This is a genomic window from Streptomyces sp. NPDC088350 (assembly GCF_044753545.1).
In the GTDB taxonomy this organism is placed as follows: Bacteria; Actinomycetota; Actinomycetes; order Streptomycetales; family Streptomycetaceae; genus Streptomyces.
This window is the reverse complement of record NZ_JBIVNL010000004.1, coordinates 731,299-756,846: the sequence shown is the minus strand read 5'-3', so window position 1 is coordinate 756,846 and position 25,548 is coordinate 731,299. Positions and strand designations below refer to the sequence as shown.

The window sequence follows — 25,548 nt, the reverse complement described above, 5'->3', positions numbered from 1 at the left end:
GGCTCCGCACCGATGAGTTTCTGTCCGGCGGCCGATCCCGGAGACGTGTCCGCCGTCGGCCACGACACGAGGGGCAGCGCCTGATGAGCCACCTGACCTCACCCCCTTGTCGACCCCGGACACCCGCCGACCAGGTCCTGGGGCGGCCCAAAACGGTCGCGGCCGCCTTGGTATCGTCACGGCACCGGACCACCCGACACCCCCACGGTCCGCACAACCAAGGCATTCCCAGCCGGTAACACAGGCCTTCGAGCCGTCAGTCCGGCCCCAGTCGCCAGGATCGAGCGTGTCCGAGGCGGGGCATGCTCTCGCATCCAGAGGCAGACCGTCATGCGCAAGTCCCGGGCCGGCTCCCGCCGAGTCTCCGTGCCCCTTTCCGTCGTCCTCGCCGCGACAGCCCTCGCCGCCGTCGGCTGCTCCGTCACCGACGCCGACTCATCGCCGAAGACCTCGACGGCGAAGGTGTCCGTACCGCCCGTCCACGCAGGCGTCGACTACCAACTCGGCGGCGCCTACACCCCGCCGAAGGGCGTCTCCGTCGTCTCCCGCGACCACACGGCCTCGCCCGCCCCGGGCGTCTACAACATCTGCTACGTCAACGCGTTCCAGGCCCAGCCGGACGAGGAGGGGGCCTGGGACGCCGACCTCCTCCTGCGGGACCGTTCCGGAATGGTCGTCATGGACGAGGACTGGGGCGAGGCGATGCTCGACATCGGCACCCCGGCCAAGCGGGCGCGGATCGCGGCGAAGGTGGACGACTGGATCGACGCGTGCGCCGACAAGGGATTCGACGCCGTAGAGCCGGACAACTACGACAGTTACACCCGCGCCCCGCACGGACTGCTCACCGCGGCCGACGCCGAGGCGTTCCAGACCCTGCTCGCCCGCCACGCGCACGCCCGGCACCTCGCCATCGCCCAGAAGAACACCCTCGAACTCGCCAAGGACCGCAAGCGGGTCGGCCTCGACTTCGCGGTGGTGGAGGAGTGCGGACAGTACGACGAATGCGGGTCCTACGTCGACGCGTTCGGCGACCACGTCATCGTCGTCGAGTACACCGAGAAGGGCATGAAGAGGGCTTGCGCGGGCTGGGGCGACCGGATCAGCATCGTACGGCGGGACCTCGACGTCACCCCGGCCGGCCACGACGGCTACGTCCGCGAGACCTGCGACCGCTACTGACGACTTTCGTTCCGGGCGCGGCAGTTGCACGGCCGTGGTACCTGGGCCGGCCTCGCGGGACCGGCCCAGGAGGCTCACTGGGTGTAGGTGTAGTGCGGACTGTCGTACTGGGGGCCGTTCTTCTCGTAGGTGAACCAGTAGGTCAGGGTGGATCCGGCGGTGAGCGTGACGTTCTGCGTCCAGGTGCCGCCGCTGTTGGTCATACGGAAGTTCTGCCGGCCGGCGTTGTTGATGAGGTAGTGCACATCGACGTACGCCGCGGGTGTCGTCGGAAGGAACGTGATCTGCGCCTGACTGTCGCTCAGACGCGTCACGCCGGCGGTGTGGTCGGGCGTCGTCGTGCTCCCGCCGGTCGTGCTGCCACCTGTGGTTCCACCGGTCGTCGTACCACCGGTGGTACTGCCGCTGGTGCCTTGTCGGTAGACCGCGAACCAGTCGACGCTCATGACGGCACCCGATGTGATGCTGCCTGTCTGGGCGGCCGAGCTGCGACCGCAGACCCTGTCGGGGTACGAACCGGCGATCGCCAGGTCGAAGATGGCCATGAGCCCTTGGTCGACGGCGGCCTGCCAGGTGGCGACCGAGACCTGGTTCTCGTTGACGGTGAACGTCAGATTGCCGTCGAGGTGGAAGCGGAGCTGCTCCGCGGCGGTGTTCGTGCGGTCGATGATCGCGGAGTACGTGTGGTGGCCGGTCTGGCGGCCCGTGCACGGCTGAAGATCACTGGTGATGCGGTCGGGGTCGTGGCACTCGCCCGCCCACACTCAGCAGTGGAAGGTGGTGGAGTGCCGGCTCAGCGCGTGGACGTCCCCCACGATGTCGAACTCGCCGATGCTCGGCGCGAGCGATCACCTCGGCACGCGCAGTGTGCAGCGCGTGGTCGTGAAGAACGGCGTGTGGACGTCCGTCGGTGATTTCTACACGCCGCCGGCCCGCGACTGACCGTTCCCGGGCAGGGCTCCGTACAATTTGATCCCGAACGATCAGTGTCCGTGAGTGAGGGAGGGCCCGTGCCCGGCCATCGATCCATTACCGAAGCCGAGAAGCTCGCCGCGCAGCGGCTCGGCGGTTTCCCGATACGCCGGGATCAGATGGCGGCGGTCGCCAACATTCACCGGGCCGCGGCGGCGGTGCGCCAGCATCTGGAGAACTCCGTGCTGCGGGGCTCCGACCTGACCTGGACCGCCTTCGTCGTCCTGTGGGTCGTCTGGGTCTGGGACGAGTCGGAGACCCGGCACGTCGCGGAGGAGGCAGGGATCTCCAAGGGGACGTTGACAGGCGTGGCCCGCACGCTGGAGTCACGTGGGCTGCTGAAGCGGGCCGGTCATCCGACGGACGGACGGCTGGTCCTGCTCAGTCTCACGGACGAGGGTGAGCAGTTGATGCGCCGGCTGTTCCCGGAGTTCAACGAGGAGGAGGCCTTCGTCACCGGGCAGCTCACCGACGACGAGTGCCGGAGTCTCGCGGACATGCTGCGCCGGGTCGTGCTTCAGGTGGAGGACCACGGTGAGGAGCGCCGGCAGTCCCTGCTGGACGGAGCGGAGCCGGCGCCCCGCCGCAGCGGGCGCCGACCCCGGGGCTGAGTCTCAGCGGAGCCGCCCAGCCGCCCGGACGAGCGCGTCGAACAGGCCCTGCTGCGCCGCCTGTTCGTGCGCGGTGTCCTCGGGATGCCACTGCACGGCCGTGAACCAGCCGCGGGCGCCGGGGAGTTCGAGCCCTTCTACGGTGCCGTCGGCGGCCCGCGCGGTCACACGCAGTCCGCTGCCCGGCCGGTCGACGCGCTGGTGGTGATAGCAGGACGCGTCCACCTTCTCGGCGTCCGTCGCTCGCGCGAGGAGCGACCCCGGCTCCAGGGCCACGGGGTGCACGACGTGCCGGTGTTCGCGCTCCGGTCCGCCCATGTCCTGTTGCAGGGTGCCGCCGAGGGCCACGTTGACGACTTGGAGTCCGCGGCAGACGGCCAGCAGCGGCAGGCCCGACTCCAAGGCCTGTCGGGCGACTTCGAGGTCGAAGCCGTCCTGCCGGTCGTCTACGTCGTACACGCTCTCGTGGGTCCCCACCGCTCCGTAGCGGTACGGTGCGAGGTCCCCGCCGCCGGGCAGCAGCACCCCGTCGAACCGGGCGAGACGGGCGGCGACCTCCGCGGGGCCGGCCGTGCCGTCGGGGGCGTACGGGTGGATGGTCGCCGGTTCGCCGCCCGCCCGCCACACCGCCTCGACGAGGGCTCGGGCGTTGACCTCGGCGGCGTACCGCAGCGCGGAGGCGGTGGCGGAGAAGCGGGCGGGCAGGGCGATCAGCGGGCGCGGCGGGACGGTCACAACTGGATCCAGGTCGTCTTGAGCTCGGTGTACTTCTCCAGGGCGTGTGCGGACTTGTCGCGGCCGTTGCCCGACTGCTTCATCCCGCCGAAGGGCACGGTCAGATCGCCCTCCTCGTAGCAGTTCACCCACACCGTGCCCGCCTTGAGGGCGCGGGAGACCCGGTGGGCGGTGCTCAGGTCCGAGGTCCACAGACCGGCGGCCAGGCCGTACTCGGTGGCGTTGGCCAACTCCACCGCTTCCTCAAGGGTGGTGAAGGAGATGACGGACAGGACGGGGCCGAAGATCTCCTCGCGGGCCAGCCCGGCGCCGGCCCCGACCCGGTCGAACACGGTCGGTTCGACGAAGCTGCCGCCGCTGTCCGTGCGGGTGCGCGCGCCGCCCGTACGCAGCCGGGCGCCCTCGTCGACACCGCGCCGCACATGGCCGAGTACGCGCTCCAGATGCCCTTCGCCGACCAGCGCGCCCATCTCCGTCGCCGGGTCCAGAGGATCGCCCACCCGCAGCTCCCGGGCTCGTGCGACGACGGCCTCGGTGATCTGCTCGGCGACGGAGGCGTGCACGAGCAGCCGGGACGGCGCGGTGCACATCTCGCCCTGGTTGAAGAAGATGCCCCAGGCGGCGGTGGCGGCTGCCTTCTCCAGGTCGGGGGCGTCCGGGAGGACGATGTTGGGCGACTTCCCGCCCAGCTCCAGCCAGACCCGCTTGAGGTTGGAGTCGGCGGAGTAGCGCAGGAAGTGCCGGCCGACGGCGGTGGAGCCGGTGAAGGCGAGCACGTCGACATCGGGGTGAAGTCCGATTGCCCGACCGGCAGTTGGGCCGTCCCCGGTGACCACGTTGAGGACTCCCGGTGGCAGTCCGGCCTCGGTGGCGAGCCGGCCCAGCAGCAGGGCGGACAGCGGAGAGTTCTCGGACGGCTTCAGTACGACCGCGCAGCCGGCCGCGAGTGCCGGGGCCACCTTCCAACTCGCCAGGGTCAGCGGAAAGTTCCAGGGGACGACGGCGCCCACGACACCGGCCGGTTCGCGGGTGACGAGGGCGAGCGCGTCCGGTGCGGTGTGCGGGGACTCATCCGTCAGCTTGTCGGCCAACTGCCCGTACCAGCGGAAGGCGTTGATGGCCGCGCGCAGTTCGATGTCGTGGGCGTCCGTGACCGGCTTGCCCATCTCCAGGCTCACCGCGAGGGCGAGCGACTCCCGCTGTTCTTCGAGGAGTTCGGCGAGACGGAGCAGGACCCGGCCGCGTTCGGCGGGGGCCAGGCGCGGCCACGGGCCCGTGTCGAAGGCGCGCCGGGCGGCGGCCACGGCCGCGTCCACCTCGGCGGGACCGCCGTCGGCGACTTCGGCGACCACGTGGCCGTCGCGGGGCGAGACGACCCGGAAGGTGCGGCCGGCCCCGGGTTCGTCGGCACCGTCGATGTGGTGGGCGCCGTACACCTGGAAGGCCTTGGCGCGACGGAGCCATTCGTCATGGGTGACGGCCGGCATGGGGAACTCCACTTCGTCATGGGGTGGGGGAGAGCGAGGTGTGCCCACCCCGGTGCGCGCCCGTGTCGTCGGACGCGCACCGGGGGAGGGGAGCCGGTCAGCCGTCGGCGGTCGACGCTCCCCGGCGGCTCAGCCGTGCGGTCACGATGCTCAGGGCCATGACCAACGGGACCGACAGGGCGAGCCAGAGTGCCGTGTCGCTGTCGCCGCCGATGAGCGTCGTGAAGTTGGCGAGGATGAGCCAGACCGCGCCCGCGACGGCGATCGTCGCCAGGATCGGGGCGATCAGCGTGTTCCACAGCCGCACCTCCAGACGCTCGCGGCGGAAGAAGACCACCACGGACACCGAGGTCAGCAGGTACAGGAGCATCATCGCCAGGACGGCGACGCCGCTGAACCAGGAGAAGAGCGTCAGTACCGGGTCCTTGCCCGCCAGCGCGAACGGCACCACCAGGGCCACCGCGACGAGGGTCTGCACACAGCCGGCGGCCCAGGGCGCATGGCGGCTGTTGAGGGTGCACAGGCGGCGGGGCAGCAGCCCGTCGCGGCCGAGCGAGAACAGATAGCGGTTGGCGGAGTTGTGGAAGGTGAGCAGGCCGGCGAAGAGGGAGGTGGCGAGGAGGACGGGCAGTACGTCGTTGACCCAGCCGCCGAACTGGGCGGCGATCGGGGCGAAGACGAACGCCGTGGAGTCCCCGCTCGCCAGCGCCTTGCCCGCCGCGGCGACGGCCTTGGAGGGTCCGTACGCGGCGACCAGCATCCAGGAGGTCAGGGCGAAGAAGCCGACGACCACGACGACCGCCAGGTAGGTGGCACGGGGGACGGTCTTCTTCGGCTCGCGCGCTTCCTCGCCGTAGATCGCGGTGGCCTCGAAGCCGAACATGGAGGCGACGGCGAACATCACGGCCACGCCTGGTGCGCCCTGGGTCACGGCGCTCGGTGCAAACGTCTCGGTGAAACCGAGGCCCTGCGGGCCGCCGCCCTTGAAGAGGGTGACGACGCTGAAGGCCAGCAGGATGCTGAACTCCGCCAGGACGAACACGGCCAGCAGCTTGGCGCCCATGTCGATGCCGGTGGCGCCCAGGATCTGCACGACGGCCATGGTCGCCAGCGACCACACCCACCACGGCAGGTTCAGTCCCGTGTGGGCGTCGACCAGGCCGCTGACGATGGAGCCGTACAGCCCGTACATGGCGGCCTGGATGGCGCAGTACGCGAAGAGTGCCACGCCCGCGCTGCCGGCCCCGGTGGTGCGGCCGAGACCGGTGCCGATGTAGGTGTAGAAGGCGCCCGCGTCGACGACGTGCCGGCCCATGGTGACGAAGCCGACCGAGAAGAGCAGGGTCACCACGCCGACCAGGACGTAGGCGCCGGCGGTGCCGGGACCGTTCCCGATGCCGACGGAGATCGGGACCGCTCCGGCGATGCCGGTGAGCGGCGCCTGGGCGGACAGAACGAGGAAGAGGATGCCCAGCACGCCGAGCGCGTTGGGTTTGAGCGTGCCTGCCGTGGGTTCGTCCCGCACGGACCGCTGGGATGCGACCGCCTGACTGTCCACTCGGATCACCTGCCAGTTAAGGGAAGGGTCGTTTCAGGCCAAACGAGTTGCCTCATCGTGGGGCGGAACTATCCGTTTGGCAAGGGGGTGGCGCGGAGAATCCGTGGCCGACGCGGATTTCCTGCGAGGCCGTGATCAGTGGGGGAGAGGGGGCCGGGCGTTCAGTGCCCTTCGCGCGCCCGCGCGAGCAGCCGCAGGACGTTCCGCAGCTCGTCGAGCGCGTCCTCGACGACCTCGCGCTCGCCGAAGACGAGCTGGTGCAGGACCAGGCCCTCCAGGGTGGCGAACACCATCCGGGACAGCCCCTCGTCGACCGGTCCCGGCAGCATCTGGGTGAGCTCGCGCCGGGTGGCGGCGAAGTACTCGTCGTAGAGCGCGCGGAGGTGGGACAGCAGCTCCGGCCTGCGCCGGGACTCCAGGAGCAGTTCGTACTGGAAGGCCTGGAGGTCCGGCCCCGAGTCCACCATCTCGGTCAGGCCGAGCGAGAAGTCCTCGGGCTTTCCGGTGCCGGGTTCGAGGTCGCTGCTGCTGAGGGAGGAGCGGATGGCGTGGGTGAGCGCCGCCTCGATCAGCGCGTCGCGGGTTCCGAAGTGGTGCACCACGAGCCCGTGGGTGACCCCTGCCTCCTCCGCGACGGCGCGGTACGTGAGCCTGCGCAGTCCGCCCCGGCCCACCACGCGCACCGCGGCGTCCAGCAGGGCCTCGCGGCCCGCGCCGTAGGTGACGCGCTTGCGGGGGCGGCGGCCGGCGGGCTCGGTCATGCAGGCGACCCTACCTGCGCCGTCGCCCTCAGCGGCGCGGTGGACGAACGCCACGGAACTCCCAGTCGCCGCCGAGCGCGGTGGACAGCACCTCCTCCGACTCGGTCGGCTGGGCGCCGACGTCGCTTCGGATCGCGGTGGGGCCGGTGACGACGTGGTTGGTGAGCCTCCCGAGGCCCTCGACCTCGACCTCGACGACGTCACCGGGCTGGACGGGACGGGAGTTGGCGGGTGTGCCCGACAGCAGCACGTCCCCCGGGTACAGGGTGATGGTGCGGGCGATGTCGGCGACGAGGTAGTGCATGTCCCACTTCATCTCGTCGGTCGAACCGTCCTGCACCACCTCGCCGTTGACGTACGTCCGCAGCCGCTTGCCGTGGAAGTCCCAGTCGGTGACCAGGCCCGGGCCGAGCGGGCAGAGGGTGTCGGAGCCCTTGACGCGCAGCATGGAACCGGCGTCGGTGTCGCGGAAATCGTGCAGGCCGTAGTCGTTGGCGACGGTGTAGCCCGCGATGTACTCGCCCGCCGCGGCGGGGGAGACGTTCCGCACGGTCCTCCCGATGACGATGGCCACCTCGCCCTCGTAGTTGAGCCACTTGCAGCCCTCGGGGCGGACGACCGCGCCCTTGTGGGAGTTCAGGGAGGAGGTCGGCTTGTGGAAGTAGGTCGGGGTGTCCGGGAGGTCGATCCGGAACTCGTCGACGCGGCTGCGGTGGTTGAGGTGGACGGCGATCACCTTGGACGGCACGACCGGAGGAAGATGCAGTGCCTCGTCGATCTTGACGCGGCGGCCGTCACCGGCGACGAGTTCGTCCCCGTCGACGGTGACTTCGACGGTGGCGCCGTCCAGCAGAATGCGGCGGTACTCGGGCATGTCGCTCTCCTAGGCGCGGCTGTGCGGTGTGCGGGGTGAGGGGGGTACGGGCAGGTCGTCGCCGGTCCAGCCGGTGGCCGGGCGGTCGAACCAGAGGTGGACCTGGCCGGTGCCGACGGAGTTCTCGTACTCGCCGTACTGGCGGGCCCTCGCGGTGCAGGCCTGTTCGCCGAGGGCTCCGGCCAGCATCAGGTAGTGGAAGAACTTCGCCTCGGGTTTGTACTGCCAGAACTCGTCCATGGTGTCGAGGACCTTGTCGTGCCGGCCCTCCTTGAACCAGGCGATCCGCTCGCAGTCCGCCTCGCGGGCCTCGGGCGTACGGATGTGCGCGGGGTCGCTGGCCTCGTGGTCGCGGATCTCGCGCAGCGGCCAGAAGGTGTGCGAGAGGGCACCGGAGGCGATGAGCAGGACGCGGCGGCCGGGCGTGGCCGCGATGCCGTCGGCGAGCGCGCGGCCCAGGCGCAGATGGTCCTCCATGTCACCGGTCTGGCAGACGCCGATGGTCACCCACCGCTTGTCCGGCAGCCCCTCGCCGAGGAACTTCCAGAGGTTGATCGTGGCGTAGTACACGGGGAGGTGGTCGTCCTCGATCGGGGTGATCCAGGTGCCGTGCCGGTCGGCGAACTCGGCGATGTTCCGGGCGAGTTCGGGGTCGCCCGGGTAGTCGTACGGCATCCGGCACATGCCGCGCGGCAACTCCTCCGAGGTGAAGAGCCCGGCTCGGCGCCGCTGGGCGGTGACGACGAACTCGACGGTCGTCGCCCAGTGGGAGTCGAGGACGACGACGGTGTCGTAGTCGTCCCGGTCGAAGACGTCCTCGCGGAGTTGGCGGAGGCCGGTGACGAGGGTGATCTCCTTGCCCTCGTTCAGCTCCAGCCGATCCGCCTCGGGCAGCACGATGGTGGGCACATGGGCCAGCAGGCCGGCCCCGACGATCTCACCCATGGTTGTTCCATCCGTTGGGGGCGGTGACGGTGTTCTTGAGGTCGCAGTAGAAGTCGAAGCTCCAGGTGCCGCCCTCGCGGCCGACACCGGAGAGTCGGGAGCCGCCGAACGGCGCCTGGAGGTCGCGTACGAAGAAGCAGTTGACCCAGACCGTGCCCGCGACCAGCCGCGCGGTGACGCGGTCGGCGCGGTCGCGGTCGCCGGTGGCGAGGGTGGCGGCGAGTCCGAAGCGGGTGTCGTTGGCGAGCCGGACCGCTTCGTCCTCGTCGGCGAAGGTCTGGAGGGTCAGGACCGGTCCGAAGACCTCCTCCTGGACGATCTCCGAGTCCTGGGCGACATCGGTGAGGAGGGTCGGCGCGTAGTACTGGCCGTCCTTGAGGTGTCCGCCGACGACGGCACGGGCGCCGGCCTCGATCGCGCGCTGTACGAAGCCGTCGATCTTCTCCAGTTGGCGGGGGTGGATGGTCGGCCCGAGGTCGCTGGCCTCCTCGCGCGGGTCGCCCTGGACCAGGGCCGAGGCCTTCTCCTCGAACCGTCGGGTGAACTCCTCGGCGACGGACTCCTCGACGAGGATGCGGGTGGCGGCCAGGCAGACCTGCCCGGCGTTGTCGTACTGCTCGACGGCGAGGTCGACGGCGAGGTCGAGATCCGCGTCGGCGAACACCAACAGCGGTGATTTGCCGCCGAGTTCGAGGCTGAGCGGGGTGAGGTTGGCGGCGGCCGACGCGGCGATCCTCGTGGCCGTGGGCACCGAGCCGGTGAAGCTGATCCGGCGTACGTCCGGGTGCGAGGTGAGCGCGTCGCCGATCTCCGCGCCGTAGCCCTGGACGACGTTGAGGACACCGGCGGGCAGTCCGGCCTCGGTGGCGATGTCGGCGAGCAGCGAGGCGGTGAGGGGTGACCATTCGGCGGGCTTGAGGACGACGGTGTTGCCGGCGGCGAGGGCCGGGGCGACCTTCCAAGTGGCCAGCATCAAAGGGGCGTTCCACGGCGTGATCAGGACGCAGGGGCCGGCCGGGTCCCAGGTGACGTGATTGGTGTGGCCGCGCGTCTCGAAGTCCTCGTGGCCGAGGGTGAGCAACCAGTCGGCGAAGAAACGGAAGTTGTGCGCGACGCGGGGCATGACGCCCCGGCGGTGCGAACGGAGGAGGGCGCCGTTGTCGTGGGTCTCGACGGCCGAGAGCTCCTCGACGCGCTTCTCGACGCCGTCGGCCACGGCGTGCAGGATGCGGGCGCGTTCGGCGCGAGGGGTGGCGGCCCAGGCGGGGAAGGCCGCGCGGGCGGCGGCGATCGCGGCCTCGGCCTCGGCGGATCCGCCGCGGGCGATCCGGCCGAGGAGTCGGCCGTCGATGGGGGAGAGGTCGTCGAACGTGTCGGTGGAGGCGACGCGTCGGTCGCCGATGAAGTGACGGGTGTCGACGGAAACTCCGGCGACGATGATGTTGGCGGTCATGAGAAGGGCTCCTGTCGAGCGAAGAGGGAGAGGTCCGTCCTCCGGGGCGGGTGCCGGGGAACTGCGCGACCAGCCACGGGCGTTACCCGGCGGACGCTCCGGACGTCCCCGACTCCAGCAGTCGGCCGCCGTCCCAGACGACCCCCACCTGCCGGTAGTACGCGGCGATCGGCTCGTGGACCTCCAGCCGGGACAGCTCCTCCGTGGGCGCTTCGAACAACGCCAACTCGGCGTCCCCGACCCACGGTTGACCGCCCTCGAAGGCCGCCGCGCCCGTCTCGATCAGCTCGTCCAGTGCCAGGCCCTTGCCCTTCTCTATGGAGGGGAGCCAGCGGTGATGGGCCATGGGGTGTCCGTTCACGAACCCGTTCGTCTCCGCGGGTTCGCGCAGGGTCACCACGGTCTCGGCGAGCCGCCGGTCGGCCGCGGCGAGGGTCGCGCCGAAGCGGGCGCCCGCCTCGATGCGGGGCGCGGGGCCGTAGGGGTGCGGTCGTGTCTGGTGGATGGAGCCGAGCTTCTTCGGATAGCCCTGGTGCAGTCCGCGCGCGATCGCGAAGTCCTTGTCGACCCAGATGTACACGCACCGCGAGTACGTCCGCCCCCGGAACGCGCAGCGCACGACCGCGAACGCCTCCTTGTACTGGGCGAGCACCGGGTCGAGCAGCTCGTCGCCCGTCTGCGAGCAGGACTGCCAGTCGGCCCAGATCAACGCGACCGCGCCCGGGTCCTCGTCGGCCAACTCCAGTGGTTCGGGGAGGAGTTCACGTACCCGTGCGGGGTCCGTGCGGTACTCGACGGTGAGCAGGTCGCCGGAGTAGCGCCAGGGCGGCGCGGGGATCAGTGACGACGAACCGGTCGCCGTCTTGGGGTGGAAGTAACCACGGACGCTGTCCATGACGTTGGTTCCTTACGCGGTGAGGGCGGGCTGCTGGAGGAGCGCGGTGCGATAGCGGGCGGCCCGCGCGGCCGTCGTGGGAGCGCCGAGCGCGACGACGCCGACGAGCAGGCCCTCGCGGTGGTAGCCGACGACGAGGTCGCCGTCCGGGTCGCCGTCCAGTACCCGGACGTCGTCGAGGCCGAGCAGGGGCGAGCCGAAGGACTGCAACCGGAAGTCGTGCTGGTCGCTCCAGAAGGTGGGCAGCGGCGCGAAGGCTCCCAACTCGCCCTGGGCGCCCGTGAGATGGGCGACGAGACTTCTGGCCGCATGTTTGGCGCTGTCCGTCGGGATCGACCAGTGCTCGACCCGGCGCGGCACCCCGTCGTAGCGGGCGTTGGGGAAGCGGGCCACATCGCCGACCGCGACGACGGACGGCAGGCCCCCGACCCGCAGCAACGCGTCGGTGAGTACGCCGTCGCTCAGGTCGAGCCCGTTGCCCTCCAGCCACTCGGTGTTGGCGAGCGAACCGACCGACTCCACCACCACGTCGGCGGGCAGGACGGTGCCGTCGCTCAGCACGACACCCGTCACCCGGTCGTCCCCCTCGAAGCCGGCGACCCCGGTGCCGAGCGCGAAGCGCACCCCGCGCTGCTGATGGCGCCGTAGCAGGGCACCGGCGAGCAGTTCACCGAGCGGCCCCACCATGGGCAGCGGCAGCGGGTCGACGACGGTCACCTCGGCGACACCGAGGCCCACGGCGGTGGCGGCCACCTCGCAGCCGCCACTCCACGTCGGCGGTGCTCGCCTTGGGGGTGAAGGCGAGGGAGTCGAAGGACGCCTTGCCGGCGAGGACTTCCTTGGAGAGCGGGGGCCGGTTGTAGGGCATGTGCGGTTCGTCGCCGACGACCGTCACGGAGCCGGTCCAGCCGGCCGTGCGCAGTTGTTCGGCGGCGCGCAGACCGCCCATCGAGGCGCCGACGACGACCACGCTTCCCCCGGTCATCACTCCTCGATCCGGATCGCCTGGAGCGGGCAGACGTCCGCCGCTTCCTCGACCTCGTCGCGCAGGGCGTCGTCCGGGTCGGGGACGTGGCCGAGGTGTCCGTCGTCGTCCAGGTGGAAGACGTCGGGGGCCGCGAAGACGCACTGGCCGTGGTCCTGGCACTTGTTCATGTCGACGACGACCTTCATGGCCGGCCTCCTGGGGTGAGGGCGTCGGAGAGGTGTGGGGAGAGGGGCCCGGCACGGTGGCCGGGCCCCGGCCAAAGGGGCTCGAAGACCGGCCCCTGACTCGTTTGGCTTCAAACAAGATAGGAAGCCGCCGAGGTGGGGTCAATACCTATCCGGATGGATAATTTTCTTGTCGTCGCCTCTTGCGGGACGCGGGGGCCGCTCCTACCGTTTGGCATCAAACAATGTTGCCGGGGTCGCCCGTGACCGCTGTGTCCCGGCCCCTCATTCCCCCGCCGCCCGCCTCCGGGCTCCTGACCCGGAGGTGCCCCACCGTCCGCCCGAGGAGACAACGGTGAGCGTTCAAGACATCCCGGAAGTCCGCCGCCACATGGAGCGACTCGCCGCCGACGGCATCGACGTGGTCCGGGTGACCTACCCCGACCTCATCGGCACCGACCGCGCCCGAGACGTCCTGCTGGAGGAACTGCCCCGGGCCATGGAACACGGGCTCGCCTTCTGCCGGGCCGTCTACCACACCAGCCCGCAGGGCGATGTGGTCCCGGTCCGCGGCGGTCTGGACGCGGGACTGCCCGACATCTGCGTGCGCCCCGACCTGGACACTCTCGTGCCTCTCCCGTGGGAGCCCGGCGTGGCCACCTGTCTCGGCGAGGTCCTGGACCCGGCGACCGGGGCGCCCGCCCCCGAGTCGCCCCGCGACCTCCTCAAGACCGTCCTCGCCCGGTGCGCGGAGCACGGTCTGCGGCCCGTCGTCGGCCCGGAGCTGGAGTACTTCCTGTGCGAGTGCGACGACGTCGGCGGCTGGCGCCGGTACGCGTCCGACCCCGGTGTCGTCTACACGGCGGGGCTGCGCGCCGACCCCGACAACCACCTCCTGCGCACCCTGCGCCAGGTCCGCGACCTGCACATCGGCGTGCTCAGCGGGAACCACGAGTTCGACGGCGGACAGTTCGAGATCAACCTGGTCCACTCCGAGGCGATGTCGGCCGCCGACCGCGCCTTCCGCTTCAAGGCCGCGATCAAGGAACTGGCCCGCAAGGAGGGCAGGCTCGCCACCTTCATGGCGAAGCCGTTCAACGACGCCGGAGGGTCCGGTTTCCACCTCCATCTGTCGAGCGTCGACACCGAGGGCCGCAACGCCTTCGACGACCCCTCCGGGGCCAACGGCCTCTCCGCCACGGCGCGGCACTCCGTCGCCGGCGTGATGGCGCACGCACCCGCCCTCGCCGCGCTGCTCAACCCGACCGTCAACTCCTACAAACGCTTCGGCCCCGACACGCTCGCGCCCTGGCTCGTCGACTGGGGGCTCGACAACCGCAGCGCCATGGTCCGCATCCCGCCCGAGCGCGGCTCCGGGGCCCGGCTCGAACTGCGGCTGGGCGACGCAAGCGCCAACCCCTACCTCGCGATCGCCGGCACGATCGCCGCAGCTCTGCTGGGCGTGGTGGCCGCCGTGGAGCCGCCCGCCCCGCTGGAGGGCTACGGCTACGACCCGGCCCGCTCCGCCGTCCTGCCCGGCACCCTGTCCGAGGCCCTCGACGCGCTGGAGGCGGACACCGCTCTGGCCGAGGTGCTCGGCAAGGACTTCACCACGTCCTTCCTCGCCTACAAGCGGAACGAGGTCGAGCGCTTCCAACGGCACGTCACCGACTGGGAGTTCACCGAGTACGCCTACCACCTGTGACAGCCCGCACGACCCCCAGGAGCCACCGATGACCGAGACGACCCTGCCCGCCGTCGCGAACGAACCGCTGCCGCTCGCAGACGTGAACCTCGCCGACCTCGACAACTTCACCGACGGCGTGACCCCTTGGCGCATGTTCCACACCCTGCGCCACGAGGACCCCGTCCACTGGCAGCCCGAGGAGGCCCCCAACTCCGGCTTCTGGTCGGTGACCCGGCACGCCGACATCGCCCGGGTCGACCGGGACGCGGAGACGTTCACCTCCACCCGGTTCGTCAACCTCGAAGAGGTCGACGACGACCAGATCAAGAAACGCGCCTCCATCCTGGAACTCGACGGAGTCCGCCACCGGGCACTGCGCAGCCTGATCCAGCGGCAGTTCGGCGCGGGGGTGATCAACAGCTACGCGGACTTCCTGCGCGGCCTGACCGCGAAGACCCTGGACGCGGCGCTGGCCAAGGGCAGCTTCGACTTCGTGAAGGAGATCTCCGCCGACTTCCCCATCAACGTGCTCGCCCGGCTGCTCGACGTCCCTCCGGAGGACAACCGGCAGCTCATCGACTGGGGCAACCGCATCATCGGCAACACCGACCCGGACTACGCCGACGTACTCCTGCACAGCGAGGAGAGCGAGAAGTACCGCGACCTGCCGTTCCGTTCACCCGCCTCGCTCGAAGTCTTCGAGTACGGGCGGGAGTTGGCCAGGCGGCGGCGCGGTGGCGAGGGCACGGACCTGGTCTCCAAACTGGTCAACACCACCCCGCGCGACGGCGTCCCGCTCTCCGCGCAGGACTTCGACAACTACTTCCTGCTCCTGGTCGTCGCCGGCAACGAGACCACCCGGCACACCATCACCCACTCCGTGCTGGCCCTGCTCCAACACCCCGAGCAGTTGGCCCGGTTGAAGGACGACCCGTCGCTGATCCCCACGGCGGTCGAGGAGTTCCTGCGCTGGGCGTCCCCCGTCTACCACTTCCGCCGGACCGCCACCCGAGAGGTCGAACTCGGCGGCAAACGCATCAAGGTGGGCGACAAGGTCGTCATGTGGTACGCCTCCGGCAACCGCGACGAGGAGGTCTTCACCGACCCCTACGACCTCGACGTGGCCCGGCAGCACAACGACCACGTGACCTTCGGCAAGGGCAGTCCCCACCTGTGCCTGGGCAACCTGCTGGCCCGCACCGAGATCCGCATCATGTTCGAGGAGCTGATCCCCCGCCTCGCGGACATCCGCCTGGCCGGCGAGGTGCCGCGCGTGCGCTCGAACTTCGTCAACGGCATCAAGAGGCTGCCCGTGGAGGTGACGCTCGCGTGAGACGGGGCCGACGATTTGCCGGAGCAGCAACAAGAGTGGCGTGACCAGGACTTGGTGGGTGACCGTGGGCCGGTGACCGACAACATCGCAGGATCGTCCGCGCCCGACACCTCCTTGCCTGCCGACGGATACGTCGGAGACCCCGAGGTCCGGGCGGAGTGGGACAACCGATACGCCGACCGCCGGCAACTGTGGAGCGGCCGGCCCAATGGCGCGCTCGTGGCCGAGGTCGCCGGGCTCACGCCCGGACGGGTGCTCGACGTCGGCTGCGGCGAGGGCGCCGATGCCGTCTGGCTCGCACGCGGCGGCTGGGACGTGACCGCGCTCGAAGTCTCGGGCGTGGCGCTGGAGCGGGCCGCGGGGCACGCACAGGACGCCGGTGTCACCGTCCGCTGGGTCCATGCCGGACTGGCGGAAGCGGCACTCCCCCCGGCCTCCTTCGACCTGGTCTCCGCGCAGTACCCGGCCCTGCTGCGGACACCCGACGCCGCAGCCGAGCGAGCGCTGCTCGCGGCCGTCGCGCCCGGCGGTGTGCTGCTGCTCGTGCACCACGCGGGGATGGACACCCGGCACGAACACGACAGCGAGTTCGATCCGGCCGACTACGTCTGGCCCTCCATGGTCGCCGCTCTGCTCGACGGGGACTGGACGGTGGAGGTGGACGAGCAGCGGCCACGAGTGGCACCGGACGGCGGCGCCGGTGCGCACCACACCGATGACGTGGTGCTGCGGGCGCGCCGACTGCGCTGACAGCCCGTCCGCCGGTCGGCGCATCGGAACGGGTACGTTCCATGGACACCGACAGGATTCTCTGGAGTGCCGGGCGGACGGAGCGCCCGTCGCGTCGGGGACCGTCCGACCCAGCCATGACCGGGAAGCGGCAGTGAACGAGACCAGAACGACACGCGAGACGGAACGGCACAGACCTGACACGGGTCGTGGCTCGGCCCGAGCCCTGGCTCGCCTCGCCCTGCTGTGCATCGCGGGAGCAGTGGCGGCAGTGGTGGCCGGCACCGGCCATTGGTTCATCCTGCTGCTGGGCCTGGCGGGCCTCGGGCTGGCCGGCGCGGGCCTGTGGTGGGCGCTGGCGCACCGCGGTGTCGCCCGGCTCCTCGGTGCCCTGCTGGCGGTCGCCGCACCCGTCGGCGTCCTGGTGCTGTACGCCGTGTCGGGCCTGTGGGTGGTCGCGGTGGTCGCCCTCGCGGCGTGGACGGCCGCGCTCGGCTGCGCGAGGAGTGCCCTGCGCCGTATGCGCAAGCCGCACGGCATGCACACCCGCACAGTCCGCCCGCCCCGCCGGGCCGTGCTGATCATGAATCCGAAGTCGGGTGGCGGGAAGGTCGGGCGGTACGGACTCGTGGAGCGGGCCGAAGCGCTGGGCGCGCGAGTGATCCTGCTCGACCTCGACACGGATCCGGATCCGGTGGCACTGGCCCGGCAGGCTGTCGCCGAGGGAGCCGACCTGCTCGGTGTGGCCGGCGGCGACGGCACCCAGGCACTGGTGGCGGGAGTGGCCGCCGAGCACGGCCTGCCGTTCATGGTCGTGACGGCCGGCACCCGCAACCACTTCGCCATGGACCTCGGCCTGGACCGGGACGATCCGGTGAGCAGCCTGGAGGCGCTCTCGGACGGTGTGGAACTCCGCGTCGACCTCGGAGACATCTCCGGCCGGCCGTTCGTCAACACCGCCTCGTTCGGTACGTACGCGCACATCGTGCAGAACCCCGACTACCGGGACGCCAAAGCGGTCACCGCGCTCGACCAGTTGCCGGACCTGCTGGCGGGCGAGTCGGGCGCCGAACTCATCGCCCGGACCGACGAAGAGCGGTTGGAGGCCCCACAGGCGGTGCTGGTCAGCAACAACCCCTACGTACGGGCCGACCCCCTGACCGGTGGCCGCAGGGAACGTCTCGACACGGGCGTGCTCGGCGTGATCGCGGTCCGGGTCGGGGGCGCGGTACAGGCCGCCGAAATGGCGCTGCTGGGGGAGCGGGCCAGCGGCATCACGACTCTGACGTCCCGCAGTGTCGTCGTGGAGTCCGACGAGGAGACCGTCCCGGTGGCCGTGGACGGCGAGGCACTCGTCCTGTCGCCGCCCGTCGTGTGCACGATACGACCCGGCGCGCTACGGGTGCGCGTGCCACGGGAACGTCCCGGGGCACCGTACGTCGCACCGGCCGTCGACTGGTACCGCGTCCTGCGCCTCGCCTTCGACCGGTCGCCCCACGAACCCGAGAGCCACGACCCCACAGTCCCCTCACGCGACAAGAACCAGGAGCAGAGCGATGATTGACCGCTGCCCTCGGCAACAGCGAGTACCGCAGGGCCTGTTGCGCGATCTCGCCAGCCTCGACCAGGCGCTCTACGAGGCTGTCACGGTCACCAGCACACCGGCACTGGACTCGGCGCTGCGCCGACTGTCCGCGGCGGCCGATCACTCGAAGATCTCCCTCCTGATCGCCGCCACCCTGGCTCTGCGCCCCGGCCGCTCCCGTCGCGCCGCGGTGCTCGGCGTAGCGGCGATCGGCGTCGCCTCCACCACGGCCAACCTGCTCGGCAAGCGTCTTGTACGGCGGCCACGCCCGCACCGCGCCGAGGACTCGCCCTTCCCCGGTCGGCACGTCCCCATGCCGGCGTCCGCCTCCTTCCCCTCCGGCCACACGGCTTCCGCCGTCGCCTTCGCCGCGGCGGCCGGGCCCGCGTTCCCGGCGGTCACGGTGCCCCTCGGCCTGCTGGCCTGTGCTGTGGGCTACTCGCGCGTCCACACCGGGGTGCACTACCCGGGCGACGTCGTCGCCGGCGCCGTACTCGGAACGGGCGCGGCTGCCGCCGTCCTCGCGGCGGCAGCGCACTGGGACGGCTCGGGCGTCGCCACCGCCGGGCAACGTCGATCCGGCCCTTGTTGAGGTCGTCGTAGCGAGTCCCGTGCCCGCGGCGGAGACGGTTCGCCGTGGCCGCCCTGCGCCAAGTCGACGTCCGGGCGGTCGATGCGGCGGCCGTGCGCGTCCGGTTCACCACAGCCGGTGAGGGTGCCGGCCCGGATGCGATCAGACCGTGTCCACCCAGGGCGGTCCAACCTCTCGCGCAGGGGTCGGACGGTGCCACGTACCCTCAGGTGAGGAGGTCTTCCGTGATCGATGAGCTGGACCAGAAGATCATGCAGACACTCACCCGGGACGGCCGCACGCCGTACACGGCGCTCGCCCGGGATCTGGGAGTGTCGGAGGCCACCGTGCGCCAGCGGGTGTCGCGGCTCCAGGAGAGCGGAGCGCTGCGCATCGTGGCGCTGTGCAATCCGCTCACCCTGGGCCATCAGTCCGTACGGCTGATGATCCGGGTGCGGGACCTCACCCCCCGTGCCGTCGCCAAGAGTCTCGCGGACATGGCGATGATCAACCATGTGGCGCTGTGCGCCGGGAGTCAGGACATCTTCCTGGAGGCGACCTGCCGGGACCAGGCGCAGCTGGTGCAGCTTCTGGACAACATCCGGATGCTGCCCGGGGTGTCCAAGGTGCAGGTCCTGCTGTTGCTGGAGTTGTTCAAGGACTACTCGTGGAACGGCCTCACCAGCGCGGTGGGGCAGAGCGAGACCGGCGAGTGATCACGGCGGGAGGATCCGCTCGCCCGGCGCGGCGGGCAGTTCCCGGAAGCCGGCCCACAGGTACGTGTCCTTGACGACGTCCAGGACGGTCAGTGCCTCCGCGTGCGCGACCCCGTTGACCCGGCGGACCCGTTCGGTGAGCAGCTCGGACAGATGCGCGAGGTCCCGGCAGCGCACATCGGTGATCAGGTCGTAGGGCCCGACGCAGGAGGCGACGTAGCGCACCTCCGGCATCCGGGACAGCTCGCGCGCGACCAGGGACACCGGGATGTGGTGGACGCGTACGGCCAGGTGGATCTCCATCTCGCCGAGCTTCACCGCGTCGGTCATGCCCACGACCTGGATGATCCCCCGGCGTTGCAGCCGCTGGAAGCGGGAGCGCACGGAGGCCTCCGACAGTCCCACGGAGCGGCCGATCTCGCCGAAGGACCGCCGGCCGTCGACCCGTAGCTGGTCGATGATCTGCCGGTCGAGGTCGTCGATCATGTGAACACCTCCCCGTTCCGCGTGCTGTCTCCCTCCATCATCACCCGGCCCTCGCGGTGCCTCGCATCCGGCCGGTCCCGGCGGCCCGCTGCGAGATGAGTGGAACCAGGCGCGCGATTCCACTCGATTCGATGCCGTGGCGCCTGTTCACCTCCCGTACTCCTGGCAGAAGCTGTTGCGCAAGCAGGACGACCGAGGCACCCGCGTCGGCCGTCCGACCGGATCCCAAGGAGGCAGAGCACATGCACGCACCCCCTCCCTCGCCGCAGCGGAGGCCGCGGTGACGGACACCGCGACCGCGCCGTCGCCCACCGTGCCCCGGCCCGCGGCCCCCGCGCGGCAGGCCGGCCTGCGGCACAAGGCGGTGACAGCGGCTCTCCTCGCGCCCGCCGGGCTCACCGTCGGCGCGCTGGTGCTGGTGCCGCTGGCCCTGGTCGTGCGGAACAGCTTCGCGACCTCCGACCCGTACGGCGGCATCCAGGGGGGCTTCACCCTGGCGAACTACCACGAGCTGCTGGACCCGGTCTATCTGAAGGTGTTCGGCTACAGCCTGGGCATGGCGGCCCTCAACACCGCCGTATGTCTGGTCCTGGGCTACGTGGTCGCGTACTACCTCGCCGGACGGCCGCCGAAGCGCCAGGGACTGCTGCTTCTGCTGATCATCGTGCCGTTCTGGACCGACTTCCTGGTGCGCACCTTCGCCTGGATCAACCTGCTCAGCCCCGGCGGCCCGGTGAACGCCCTCACCGACGCCCTCGGGCTGACCGACGGGCCGACCCAGTGGATCCCCAGCCAGGGGGCCTCCTTCGTCGGTCTCGTCTACGCCTTCCTGCCGACCGCGATCTTCCCGGTGTACGCCTCCCTGCGCGGCGTCGACCCGGTGCTCGGCGAGGCGGCGCGTGACCTGGGCTGCGGCTGGTGGCGGGTGCACAGCAAGGTGCTGCTGCCGCTCGCCCGTCCCGGTCTGCTGGCGGCCGCGCTGCTCACCTTCGTGCCGACGCTCGGTGTCTTCGTGATCCCGGTGCTGCTCGGCGGGGGCAAGCACCAGCTCGTCGGCAACCTCATCGTCACGCTCTACACCGAGTTCCGGAACCAGCCCATGGGCGCGGCGGCCTCCGTCGTCCTGCTGGTGCTGATGATCGCCTCGCTGGCGGTGTTCGGCACCGCGGCCGGGCGGCTGAGGAGGAAGGCGTCGTGAAGTCCCTTCCCGACCGCGCCACCAACTGGCTGGCCCGCGGCGTCATCGTCTTCCTGTACGTGCCGATCGTGGTCGTCGTCGTCCTGTCCTTCAACGACTCCGACGTCACCTACAAGTGGGCCGGGTTCAGCACCCGCTGGTACGGCGTCCTCGCGCACGACACCGATCTGCTGTCCTCGCTGCGGGTCAGCGCCGAGGTGGGGGTGGCCTCCGCGACCCTGGCCACCGCGGGCGGGCTGCTGGCCGCCATGGGCATGGCCCGGCTCGGCCGACGGCTGCGGGTGGTGTTCTCCGGCGGACTGTTCCTGCCGCTGATCATCCCCGAGATCGTCCTCGGGGTGGCCCTCCTGTCGGTCTTCGGCAAGCTGCGCGCCGACCTGGGCCTGACCACCCTGGTCCTCGGCCATCTCGTGGTGACCCTGCCGTACGCGGCCCTGATCGTCCTCGGTGCGCACGGCGCCCTCGACCCCTCGCTCGACGAGGCCGCCGCCGACCTGGGCTGCAACGCCTGGCAGCGGTTCCGCCGGGTGACCCTTCCGCTGCTCCGGCAGGCGATGGTGGCGGCCTGGCTGCTCTGCTTCACCATCTCCTTCGGCAACATCGTGATGTCGACCTTCACCAGCGGTGTCGGCACCACCACCCTCCCGCTGCGCGTCTACTCCCTCCTCAAGGGCGGGCTCACCCCCGAGATCAACGCGCTCGGCACACTCCTCGTCCTGTTCACGTTCCTGATCATCCTCGGCGCCGGCCTGCGTCAGATGCGCCGCGTTCTCGTCGGCGGCGACCGCACACCCGGCTGACCCCGCACCCCACCCGCTTCCGCACGGCCGTACGCCCACCCTCAGGCACGTCCTCGAAAGGCCCTGTCATGCCTCGTCGTACCGTCTCCAGAGCCCTTCTCGCCACTTCCGTCGTCACCAGCACCGCCCTGCTCGCCGCCGCCTGCGGCGGCTCCGGCTCCGATGCCGTCTCCTCCTCGGGAGGCGGCAAGAACCTGAACATCTACGCCTGGGCCGGGGAGATCCCCGACAGCGTGGTGAAGGGTTTCGAGAAGGAGACCGGCATCAAGGTCACCGTCGACACCTTCGACAGCAACGAGACGATGACCGCCAAGCTCAGCTCGGGATCCTCCGGCTACGACCTGGTCGAGCCCAGCCAGTACACGGTGCAGCAGCTCATCGGCCAGAAGCTCATCCAGCCCCTGGACCACGCGCAGCTCAAGGGCCTGAGCAACCTCGCCGCGAAGTTCCGCGACCCGTCGTACGACAAGGGCAACAAGTACAGCGTCCCGTGGATCTGGGGGACGACGGGCTTCGCCTACAACGACAAGTGCGTCAAGTCGGCGACCAGTTGGAAGACGCTCTTCGACTCGAAGTACACGGGCAAGCTGTACATGCTCGACAACATGCTGGCCGCCTACATCGCCGGCCTCCAGGTGACCGGTCACCGCGCCACCAGCACCGACAAGGACCAGATCGCCGAAGCCACGTCGGCCCTGGAGAAGCAGAAGAAGATCCTCGCCGGCTACAACTCCACCAACTACGCGCAACTGCTAGCCAGCGGCCAGGCGTGCGCGGCCGAGGCGTGGAGCGGTACCGCGATGGCCAAGGTCGTGCAGTCCGACTCCCACGTCCACTACGTGATCCCGGAGGAGGGCGGCTCCGTGTGGACCGACGGCCTCGCGATCCCCAAGGGCGCCAAGAACACCACCTCCGCCTACAAGTTCATCAACTACCTGCTGCGTCCCGAGGTCGCCGCGAAGGCCACCGACGACGGCTCCTCGGCCAGCGCCAACCAGGCGGCCCGCGCCCACATCAAGGACAAGGCGGCCCTGAGCAACCCCGCGATCTACGCACCCGACTCCGCCATTGCCAAGGCCGACTTCCTCCTCGACCCGGGCACCGCGATGCAGTACTTCCAGCAGGGCTGGACCAAGGTGAAGGCGTCCTGACCATGACCGTCTCCCCACCGCAGACCGTGCCGGCCGTGCAACTGACCGGGATCGGCAAGTCGTTCGGCACCACGCACGCCGTCCGGGACGTCACCCTCGACATCCGGGACAACGAGTTCTTCTCCATCCTCGGCCCCTCCGGCTGCGGCAAGACCACGCTGATGCGCATGATCACCGGCTTCGAGGAGCCCACCGAGGGCGCCATCGAACTCGGCGGCGTCCCGGCAGGCGGCGTCCCGCCGCACAAGCGGGACCTCAACATGCTCTTCCAGAGCTACGCCCTCTTCCCGCACCTGAACGTCCACGACAACGTCGCCTTCGAACTGAAGGTGCGCAGGACCCACTCCAAGCAGGCGATGGCCGAAGCGGTCCGCGCGGCTCTCGCCCTGGTCCGTCTGGAGGGCTACGGCGACCGGGCCGTCTCCCAGCTCTCCGGCGGCCAGCGCCAGCGTGTCGCCATCGCCCGCGCCCTGATCGGTCGGCCCTCCCTGCTCCTGCTCGACGAACCGCTCGGCGCGCTCGACAAGAAGCTGCGGGCCGAGATGCAACTGGAGCTGAAGAAGATCCAGCGCGAGGTCGGGGTCACCTTCGTCACGGTCACCCACGACCAGGAGGAGGCCCTGACGATGTCCGACCGCATCGCGGTCATGCACGAGGGACGGGTCGTCCAGGTCGGCACCCCGGAGGACATCTACGAGCGGCCGGCCACGCGCTTCGTCGCCGAGTTCATCGGCACCTCCAACTTCCTGACCGGAAAGGCGGACGGCACCGTCCTGACGGTGGACGGCCTGGGCACCGTGCCACTCCCGCCCGGGGCCTTCACCGGCGAGGCCCATCTCGCCGTACGCCCCGAGCACGTCCACATCAGCGCCGGGGACTCCGCGCCCCCGGCCGGACGGGCGGTCCTGCCCGCCACGCTCCAGCAGGTCGTCTACCTCGGCAGCGCCACCCGCTACCACCTCGCCCTCGCCGACGGCGGCACCTTCATCGCGGAGAGCCACGGCGCCGCCCCCGCCGGACTCACCGCCGGCGGACCGGTGCTGGCCCACTGGGACCCGCAGGCGTCCCGGCTCCTGGCCGAGTGACCACAACGCGCCTCACTGGAGGCCCACTTCACACCCGCACGCCTGTAACCCACCCCCACAGCAAGGAGATACGGCCTTGAAGGTCGCCGTAGCCCAGTTCGCCCCGACCGCCGACACAGGCGGCAACATCGCCACCATCGAGGAGATGGTCGGCGAGGCCGTGACGGCGGGCGCCGAACTCGTGGTCTTCCCCGAGGAGTCGATGATCCCGGCCGAGGCCGCCGCGCAGCCTCTGAGCGACGTCGCGGAGAAGCACTGGCCCGTCTTCCTCGACGCGCTGTCCCGCATCGCCGCCGCGCACGGCACCGCGGTGATCGCCGGCGGCTACGAGGGCAGCGGCGCCGCCCTCCCGTACAACACCATCGCGGCCGTCTCCGCCGACGGTGAACTCCTCGGCCGCTACCGCAAGATGCATCTCTACGACGCCTTCGACTACCGCGAGTCCCGCGAGGTCCAGCGCGGCGACGACGGCCCCTGCGTCGTACGCATCGGCGAGTTCAACGTCGGGCTCGTCAACTGCTACGACATCCGCTTCCCCGAGTTCACCCGCTCCCTGGTGGAGATGGGCGCCGATCTCCTGTCGGTGTCGGCGGCCTGGGTGCGCGGCCCGCTGAAGGAGGACCACTGGACGACGCTGCTGCGCAGCAGGGCGATCGAGAACACCTGCTGGGTGGTGGCCGCCTCGCTCACCACGCCCGACTGCATCGGGATGAGCATGGCCGTCGACCCCCTCGGCATCGTCCGCGGCGCGCTCGGCGAGGAGGAACGCGCCCTGTTCGTGATCGACGCCGACAAGCACCGCATCGACCGCGCCCGCACCGTCCTGCCGGTGCTCCGCAACCGCCGCATCATCATCGGACCGAGGTGACCACGAGCATGCCACTCGATCTCCGTTCCCTGAGTGAATTCCCGCCGCTCGACGTCCAGTTGGCGGCTCGGCTAGCCCAGGTGGACTTCCCCACCCTCGGTCACTACCTGGAGGAGGGCTTCTGCGACCCGGGGCTCCGGCGCGTCGCCGGCACGGACAAACTGGTCGGCCGCGCCGTGACCGTGCGCATCACCCCCACCGATTCCACGCTGTTGCACCACACGGCGGGGCTGGTCGGCCCCGGTGACGTGGTGGTCGTCGACTGCGGCGGGGACCGCAGGCACGCCCCGCTCGGCGAGGTGGTCGTCAACGCCCTCGCGGCACGCGGAGCGGCCGGCGCCGTCGTGGACGGGGTCTGCACGGACATCGACGCGCTGCGCGAACTCGGCATACCGGTCTACGCGTACGGCACCTCGCTGCTGACCACCAAACTGCACGGTATCCCCGACGGCAGTGTGAACGCGCCCGTCAACTGTGGCGGTGTGCCGGTCGGGCCGGGCGATCTCGTCCTGGGCGACGCCAACGGGCTGCTGATCGCCCCCGCCGCACGTCTGGCCGCCGTACTCGACGAGGCGCTCCTCGACGACGAGGAGGAACCCTCGCTGGTGGCCGAGCTCTACGCGGGCCAGCCGCTCGGTGAGCTGACCGGGGCCTCGGCGACGGTGGCGAAGCTGCGCGCCGCGCCCGCGACGCCGTAACCGACCGCCGTTCCTC

The 25,548-nt window shown here is 70.7% G+C and carries 26 protein-coding genes and 1 pseudogene; 15 read left to right on the top strand and 12 right to left on the bottom strand.

Annotated features, from left to right (window positions below):
* The first annotated feature begins 330 nt into the window (after positions 1-330).
* Positions 331-1,182, top strand: coding sequence for an endo alpha-1,4 polygalactosaminidase (locus tag ACIQBL_RS17325; RefSeq protein WP_401942249.1), 852 nt, complete (start codon positions 331-333; stop codon positions 1,180-1,182).
* A gap of 74 nt (positions 1,183-1,256) precedes the next feature.
* On the opposite strand, the gene ACIQBL_RS17320 is transcribed toward ACIQBL_RS17325, so the two are convergent.
* Complete coding sequence (locus tag ACIQBL_RS17320) at positions 1,257-1,946, bottom strand: hypothetical protein (RefSeq protein WP_401942247.1); 690 nt, start codon at positions 1,944-1,946, stop codon at positions 1,257-1,259.
* A gap of 52 nt (positions 1,947-1,998) precedes the next feature.
* Between ACIQBL_RS17320 and ACIQBL_RS17315 the strand changes: the two genes are divergently transcribed.
* On the top strand, positions 1,999-2,124 hold the full coding sequence (locus ACIQBL_RS17315) for a hypothetical protein (protein WP_401942245.1): 126 nt from the start codon (positions 1,999-2,001) through the stop codon (positions 2,122-2,124).
* 68 nt (positions 2,125-2,192) lie between these two features.
* Positions 2,193-2,765, top strand: a complete 573-nt coding sequence (locus tag ACIQBL_RS17310) for a MarR family winged helix-turn-helix transcriptional regulator (RefSeq protein ID WP_401942243.1) — start codon at positions 2,193-2,195, stop codon at positions 2,763-2,765.
* A 3-nt stretch (positions 2,766-2,768) separates the two neighbouring features.
* Here the strand turns inward: ACIQBL_RS17310 and ACIQBL_RS17305 are convergent, their stop codons facing one another.
* The 10 genes and pseudogenes from ACIQBL_RS17305 to ACIQBL_RS17260 form a co-directional block, all read right to left on the bottom strand.
* Positions 2,769-3,500, bottom strand: coding sequence for a gamma-glutamyl-gamma-aminobutyrate hydrolase family protein (locus ACIQBL_RS17305; protein WP_401942240.1), 732 nt, complete (start codon positions 3,498-3,500; stop codon positions 2,769-2,771).
* Positions 3,497-4,987: an aldehyde dehydrogenase gene (locus tag ACIQBL_RS17300; RefSeq protein ID WP_401942239.1), complete on the bottom strand. Its 1,491-nt coding sequence runs from the start codon at positions 4,985-4,987 to the stop codon at positions 3,497-3,499. Before ACIQBL_RS17300 ends, ACIQBL_RS17305 begins: the two co-directional genes overlap by 4 nt.
* Before the next feature lie 97 nt (positions 4,988-5,084).
* Positions 5,085-6,545, bottom strand: coding sequence for an APC family permease (locus ACIQBL_RS17295; RefSeq protein ID WP_401942237.1), 1,461 nt, complete (start codon positions 6,543-6,545; stop codon positions 5,085-5,087).
* Positions 6,546-6,706: 161 nt separating this feature from the next.
* The gene (locus ACIQBL_RS17290; RefSeq protein WP_401942234.1) at positions 6,707-7,306 is read right to left on the bottom strand and encodes a TetR/AcrR family transcriptional regulator; all 600 of its coding nucleotides are present in this window, start codon (positions 7,304-7,306) and stop codon (positions 6,707-6,709) included.
* Positions 7,307-7,334: 28 nt separating this feature from the next.
* Positions 7,335-8,180: a fumarylacetoacetate hydrolase family protein gene (locus ACIQBL_RS17285; RefSeq protein ID WP_401942232.1), complete on the bottom strand. Its 846-nt coding sequence runs from the start codon at positions 8,178-8,180 to the stop codon at positions 7,335-7,337.
* Between the two features lie 9 nt (positions 8,181-8,189).
* The gene (locus tag ACIQBL_RS17280; RefSeq protein WP_401942230.1) at positions 8,190-9,125 is read right to left on the bottom strand and encodes a 3,4-dihydroxyphenylacetate 2,3-dioxygenase; all 936 of its coding nucleotides are present in this window, start codon (positions 9,123-9,125) and stop codon (positions 8,190-8,192) included.
* Entirely contained in the window at positions 9,118-10,578 is a 1,461-nt protein-coding gene (locus ACIQBL_RS17275; protein ID WP_401942227.1) for an aldehyde dehydrogenase, read from the bottom strand. The genes ACIQBL_RS17280 and ACIQBL_RS17275 overlap by 8 nt, the downstream gene beginning before the upstream one ends.
* 82 nt (positions 10,579-10,660) lie before the next feature.
* Positions 10,661-11,473: an acetoacetate decarboxylase family protein gene (locus ACIQBL_RS17270; RefSeq protein WP_401942224.1), complete on the bottom strand. Its 813-nt coding sequence runs from the start codon at positions 11,471-11,473 to the stop codon at positions 10,661-10,663.
* A 12-nt stretch (positions 11,474-11,485) separates the two neighbouring features.
* Positions 11,486-12,458, bottom strand: a pseudogene (locus tag ACIQBL_RS17265) (NAD(P)/FAD-dependent oxidoreductase).
* Positions 12,458-12,646 carry a ferredoxin gene (locus tag ACIQBL_RS17260; protein WP_401942223.1) on the bottom strand — a complete coding sequence of 63 codons (189 nt, stop codon included), beginning with the start codon at positions 12,644-12,646 and terminating at the stop codon, positions 12,458-12,460. Before ACIQBL_RS17260 ends, ACIQBL_RS17265 begins: the two are co-directional and overlap by 1 nt.
* A gap of 370 nt (positions 12,647-13,016) precedes the next feature.
* Here ACIQBL_RS17260 and ACIQBL_RS17255 point away from each other — a divergent pair, with 370 nt between their 5' ends.
* The 6 genes from ACIQBL_RS17255 to ACIQBL_RS17230 all read left to right on the top strand — a co-directional run bounded on the left by ACIQBL_RS17255 (position 13,017) and on the right by ACIQBL_RS17230 (position 19,246).
* Complete coding sequence (locus tag ACIQBL_RS17255; RefSeq protein ID WP_401942534.1) at positions 13,017-14,330, top strand: glutamine synthetase family protein; 1,314 nt, start codon at positions 13,017-13,019, stop codon at positions 14,328-14,330.
* A 28-nt stretch (positions 14,331-14,358) separates the two neighbouring features.
* On the top strand, positions 14,359-15,645 hold the full coding sequence (locus tag ACIQBL_RS17250; protein WP_401942220.1) for a cytochrome P450: 1,287 nt from the start codon (positions 14,359-14,361) through the stop codon (positions 15,643-15,645).
* Positions 15,646-15,717: 72 nt separating this feature from the next.
* Positions 15,718-16,395, top strand: coding sequence for a class I SAM-dependent methyltransferase (locus ACIQBL_RS17245; protein WP_401942217.1), 678 nt, complete (start codon positions 15,718-15,720; stop codon positions 16,393-16,395).
* Positions 16,396-16,528: 133 nt separating this feature from the next.
* Positions 16,529-17,938 (top strand): diacylglycerol/lipid kinase family protein, encoded by a 1,410-nt coding sequence (locus ACIQBL_RS17240; protein ID WP_401942215.1) that lies wholly within the window; start codon positions 16,529-16,531, stop codon positions 17,936-17,938.
* Positions 17,931-18,551, top strand: a complete 621-nt coding sequence (locus ACIQBL_RS17235; RefSeq protein ID WP_401942212.1) for a phosphatase PAP2 family protein — start codon at positions 17,931-17,933, stop codon at positions 18,549-18,551. The genes ACIQBL_RS17240 and ACIQBL_RS17235 overlap by 8 nt, the downstream gene beginning before the upstream one ends.
* Positions 18,552-18,775: 224 nt before the next feature.
* The gene (locus ACIQBL_RS17230) at positions 18,776-19,246 is read left to right on the top strand and encodes an Lrp/AsnC family transcriptional regulator (protein ID WP_401942209.1); all 471 of its coding nucleotides are present in this window, start codon (positions 18,776-18,778) and stop codon (positions 19,244-19,246) included.
* Here ACIQBL_RS17230 and ACIQBL_RS17225 read toward each other — a convergent pair whose 3' ends face one another.
* Complete coding sequence (locus ACIQBL_RS17225) at positions 19,247-19,732, bottom strand: Lrp/AsnC family transcriptional regulator (RefSeq protein WP_401942207.1); 486 nt, start codon at positions 19,730-19,732, stop codon at positions 19,247-19,249.
* Between the two features lie 280 nt (positions 19,733-20,012).
* Between ACIQBL_RS17225 and ACIQBL_RS17220 the strand changes: the two genes are divergently transcribed.
* From ACIQBL_RS17220 to ACIQBL_RS17195, 6 genes are all read left to right on the top strand, one after another.
* Complete coding sequence (locus tag ACIQBL_RS17220) at positions 20,013-20,930, top strand: ABC transporter permease (RefSeq protein ID WP_401942205.1); 918 nt, start codon at positions 20,013-20,015, stop codon at positions 20,928-20,930.
* Complete coding sequence (locus ACIQBL_RS17215) at positions 20,927-21,730, top strand: ABC transporter permease (protein WP_401942203.1); 804 nt, start codon at positions 20,927-20,929, stop codon at positions 21,728-21,730. Before ACIQBL_RS17220 ends, ACIQBL_RS17215 begins: the two co-directional genes overlap by 4 nt.
* Positions 21,731-21,798: 68 nt before the next feature.
* Positions 21,799-22,881, top strand: coding sequence for a PotD/PotF family extracellular solute-binding protein (locus ACIQBL_RS17210; RefSeq protein ID WP_401942201.1), 1,083 nt, complete (start codon positions 21,799-21,801; stop codon positions 22,879-22,881).
* Between the two features lie 2 nt (positions 22,882-22,883).
* Positions 22,884-23,966, top strand: a complete 1,083-nt coding sequence (locus ACIQBL_RS17205) for an ABC transporter ATP-binding protein (RefSeq protein WP_401942199.1) — start codon at positions 22,884-22,886, stop codon at positions 23,964-23,966.
* Positions 23,967-24,042: 76 nt separating this feature from the next.
* Complete coding sequence (locus ACIQBL_RS17200) at positions 24,043-24,834, top strand: carbon-nitrogen hydrolase family protein (protein WP_401942198.1); 792 nt, start codon at positions 24,043-24,045, stop codon at positions 24,832-24,834.
* A gap of 8 nt (positions 24,835-24,842) precedes the next feature.
* Entirely contained in the window at positions 24,843-25,532 is a 690-nt protein-coding gene (locus ACIQBL_RS17195; protein ID WP_401942196.1) for an RraA family protein, read from the top strand.
* Positions 25,533-25,548 lie beyond the last annotated feature (16 nt).

Coding starts and splice junctions, on each gene's coding strand:
- ACIQBL_RS17325 (WP_401942249.1), top strand. CDS start 331: ATGCGCAAGTCCCGGGCCGGCTCCCGCCGAGTCTCCGTGCCCCTTTCC.
- ACIQBL_RS17315 (WP_401942245.1), top strand. CDS start 1,999: ATGTCGAACTCGCCGATGCTCGGCGCGAGCGATCACCTCGGCACGCGC.
- ACIQBL_RS17300 (WP_401942239.1), bottom strand. CDS start 4,987: ATGCCGGCCGTCACCCATGACGAATGGCTCCGTCGCGCCAAGGCCTTC.
- ACIQBL_RS17290 (WP_401942234.1), bottom strand. CDS start 7,306: ATGACCGAGCCCGCCGGCCGCCGCCCCCGCAAGCGCGTCACCTACGGC.
- ACIQBL_RS17285 (WP_401942232.1), bottom strand. CDS start 8,180: ATGCCCGAGTACCGCCGCATTCTGCTGGACGGCGCCACCGTCGAAGTC.
- ACIQBL_RS17280 (WP_401942230.1), bottom strand. CDS start 9,125: ATGGGTGAGATCGTCGGGGCCGGCCTGCTGGCCCATGTGCCCACCATC.
- ACIQBL_RS17275 (WP_401942227.1), bottom strand. CDS start 10,578: ATGACCGCCAACATCATCGTCGCCGGAGTTTCCGTCGACACCCGTCAC.
- ACIQBL_RS17270 (WP_401942224.1), bottom strand. CDS start 11,473: ATGGACAGCGTCCGTGGTTACTTCCACCCCAAGACGGCGACCGGTTCG.
- ACIQBL_RS17260 (WP_401942223.1), bottom strand. CDS start 12,646: ATGAAGGTCGTCGTCGACATGAACAAGTGCCAGGACCACGGCCAGTGC.
- ACIQBL_RS17255 (WP_401942534.1), top strand. CDS start 13,017: ATGGAGCGACTCGCCGCCGACGGCATCGACGTGGTCCGGGTGACCTAC.
- ACIQBL_RS17250 (WP_401942220.1), top strand. CDS start 14,359: ATGACCGAGACGACCCTGCCCGCCGTCGCGAACGAACCGCTGCCGCTC.
- ACIQBL_RS17235 (WP_401942212.1), top strand. CDS start 17,931: ATGATTGACCGCTGCCCTCGGCAACAGCGAGTACCGCAGGGCCTGTTG.
- ACIQBL_RS17225 (WP_401942207.1), bottom strand. CDS start 19,732: ATGATCGACGACCTCGACCGGCAGATCATCGACCAGCTACGGGTCGAC.
- ACIQBL_RS17210 (WP_401942201.1), top strand. CDS start 21,799: ATGCCTCGTCGTACCGTCTCCAGAGCCCTTCTCGCCACTTCCGTCGTC.
- ACIQBL_RS17205 (WP_401942199.1), top strand. CDS start 22,884: ATGACCGTCTCCCCACCGCAGACCGTGCCGGCCGTGCAACTGACCGGG.
- ACIQBL_RS17195 (WP_401942196.1), top strand. CDS start 24,843: ATGCCACTCGATCTCCGTTCCCTGAGTGAATTCCCGCCGCTCGACGTC.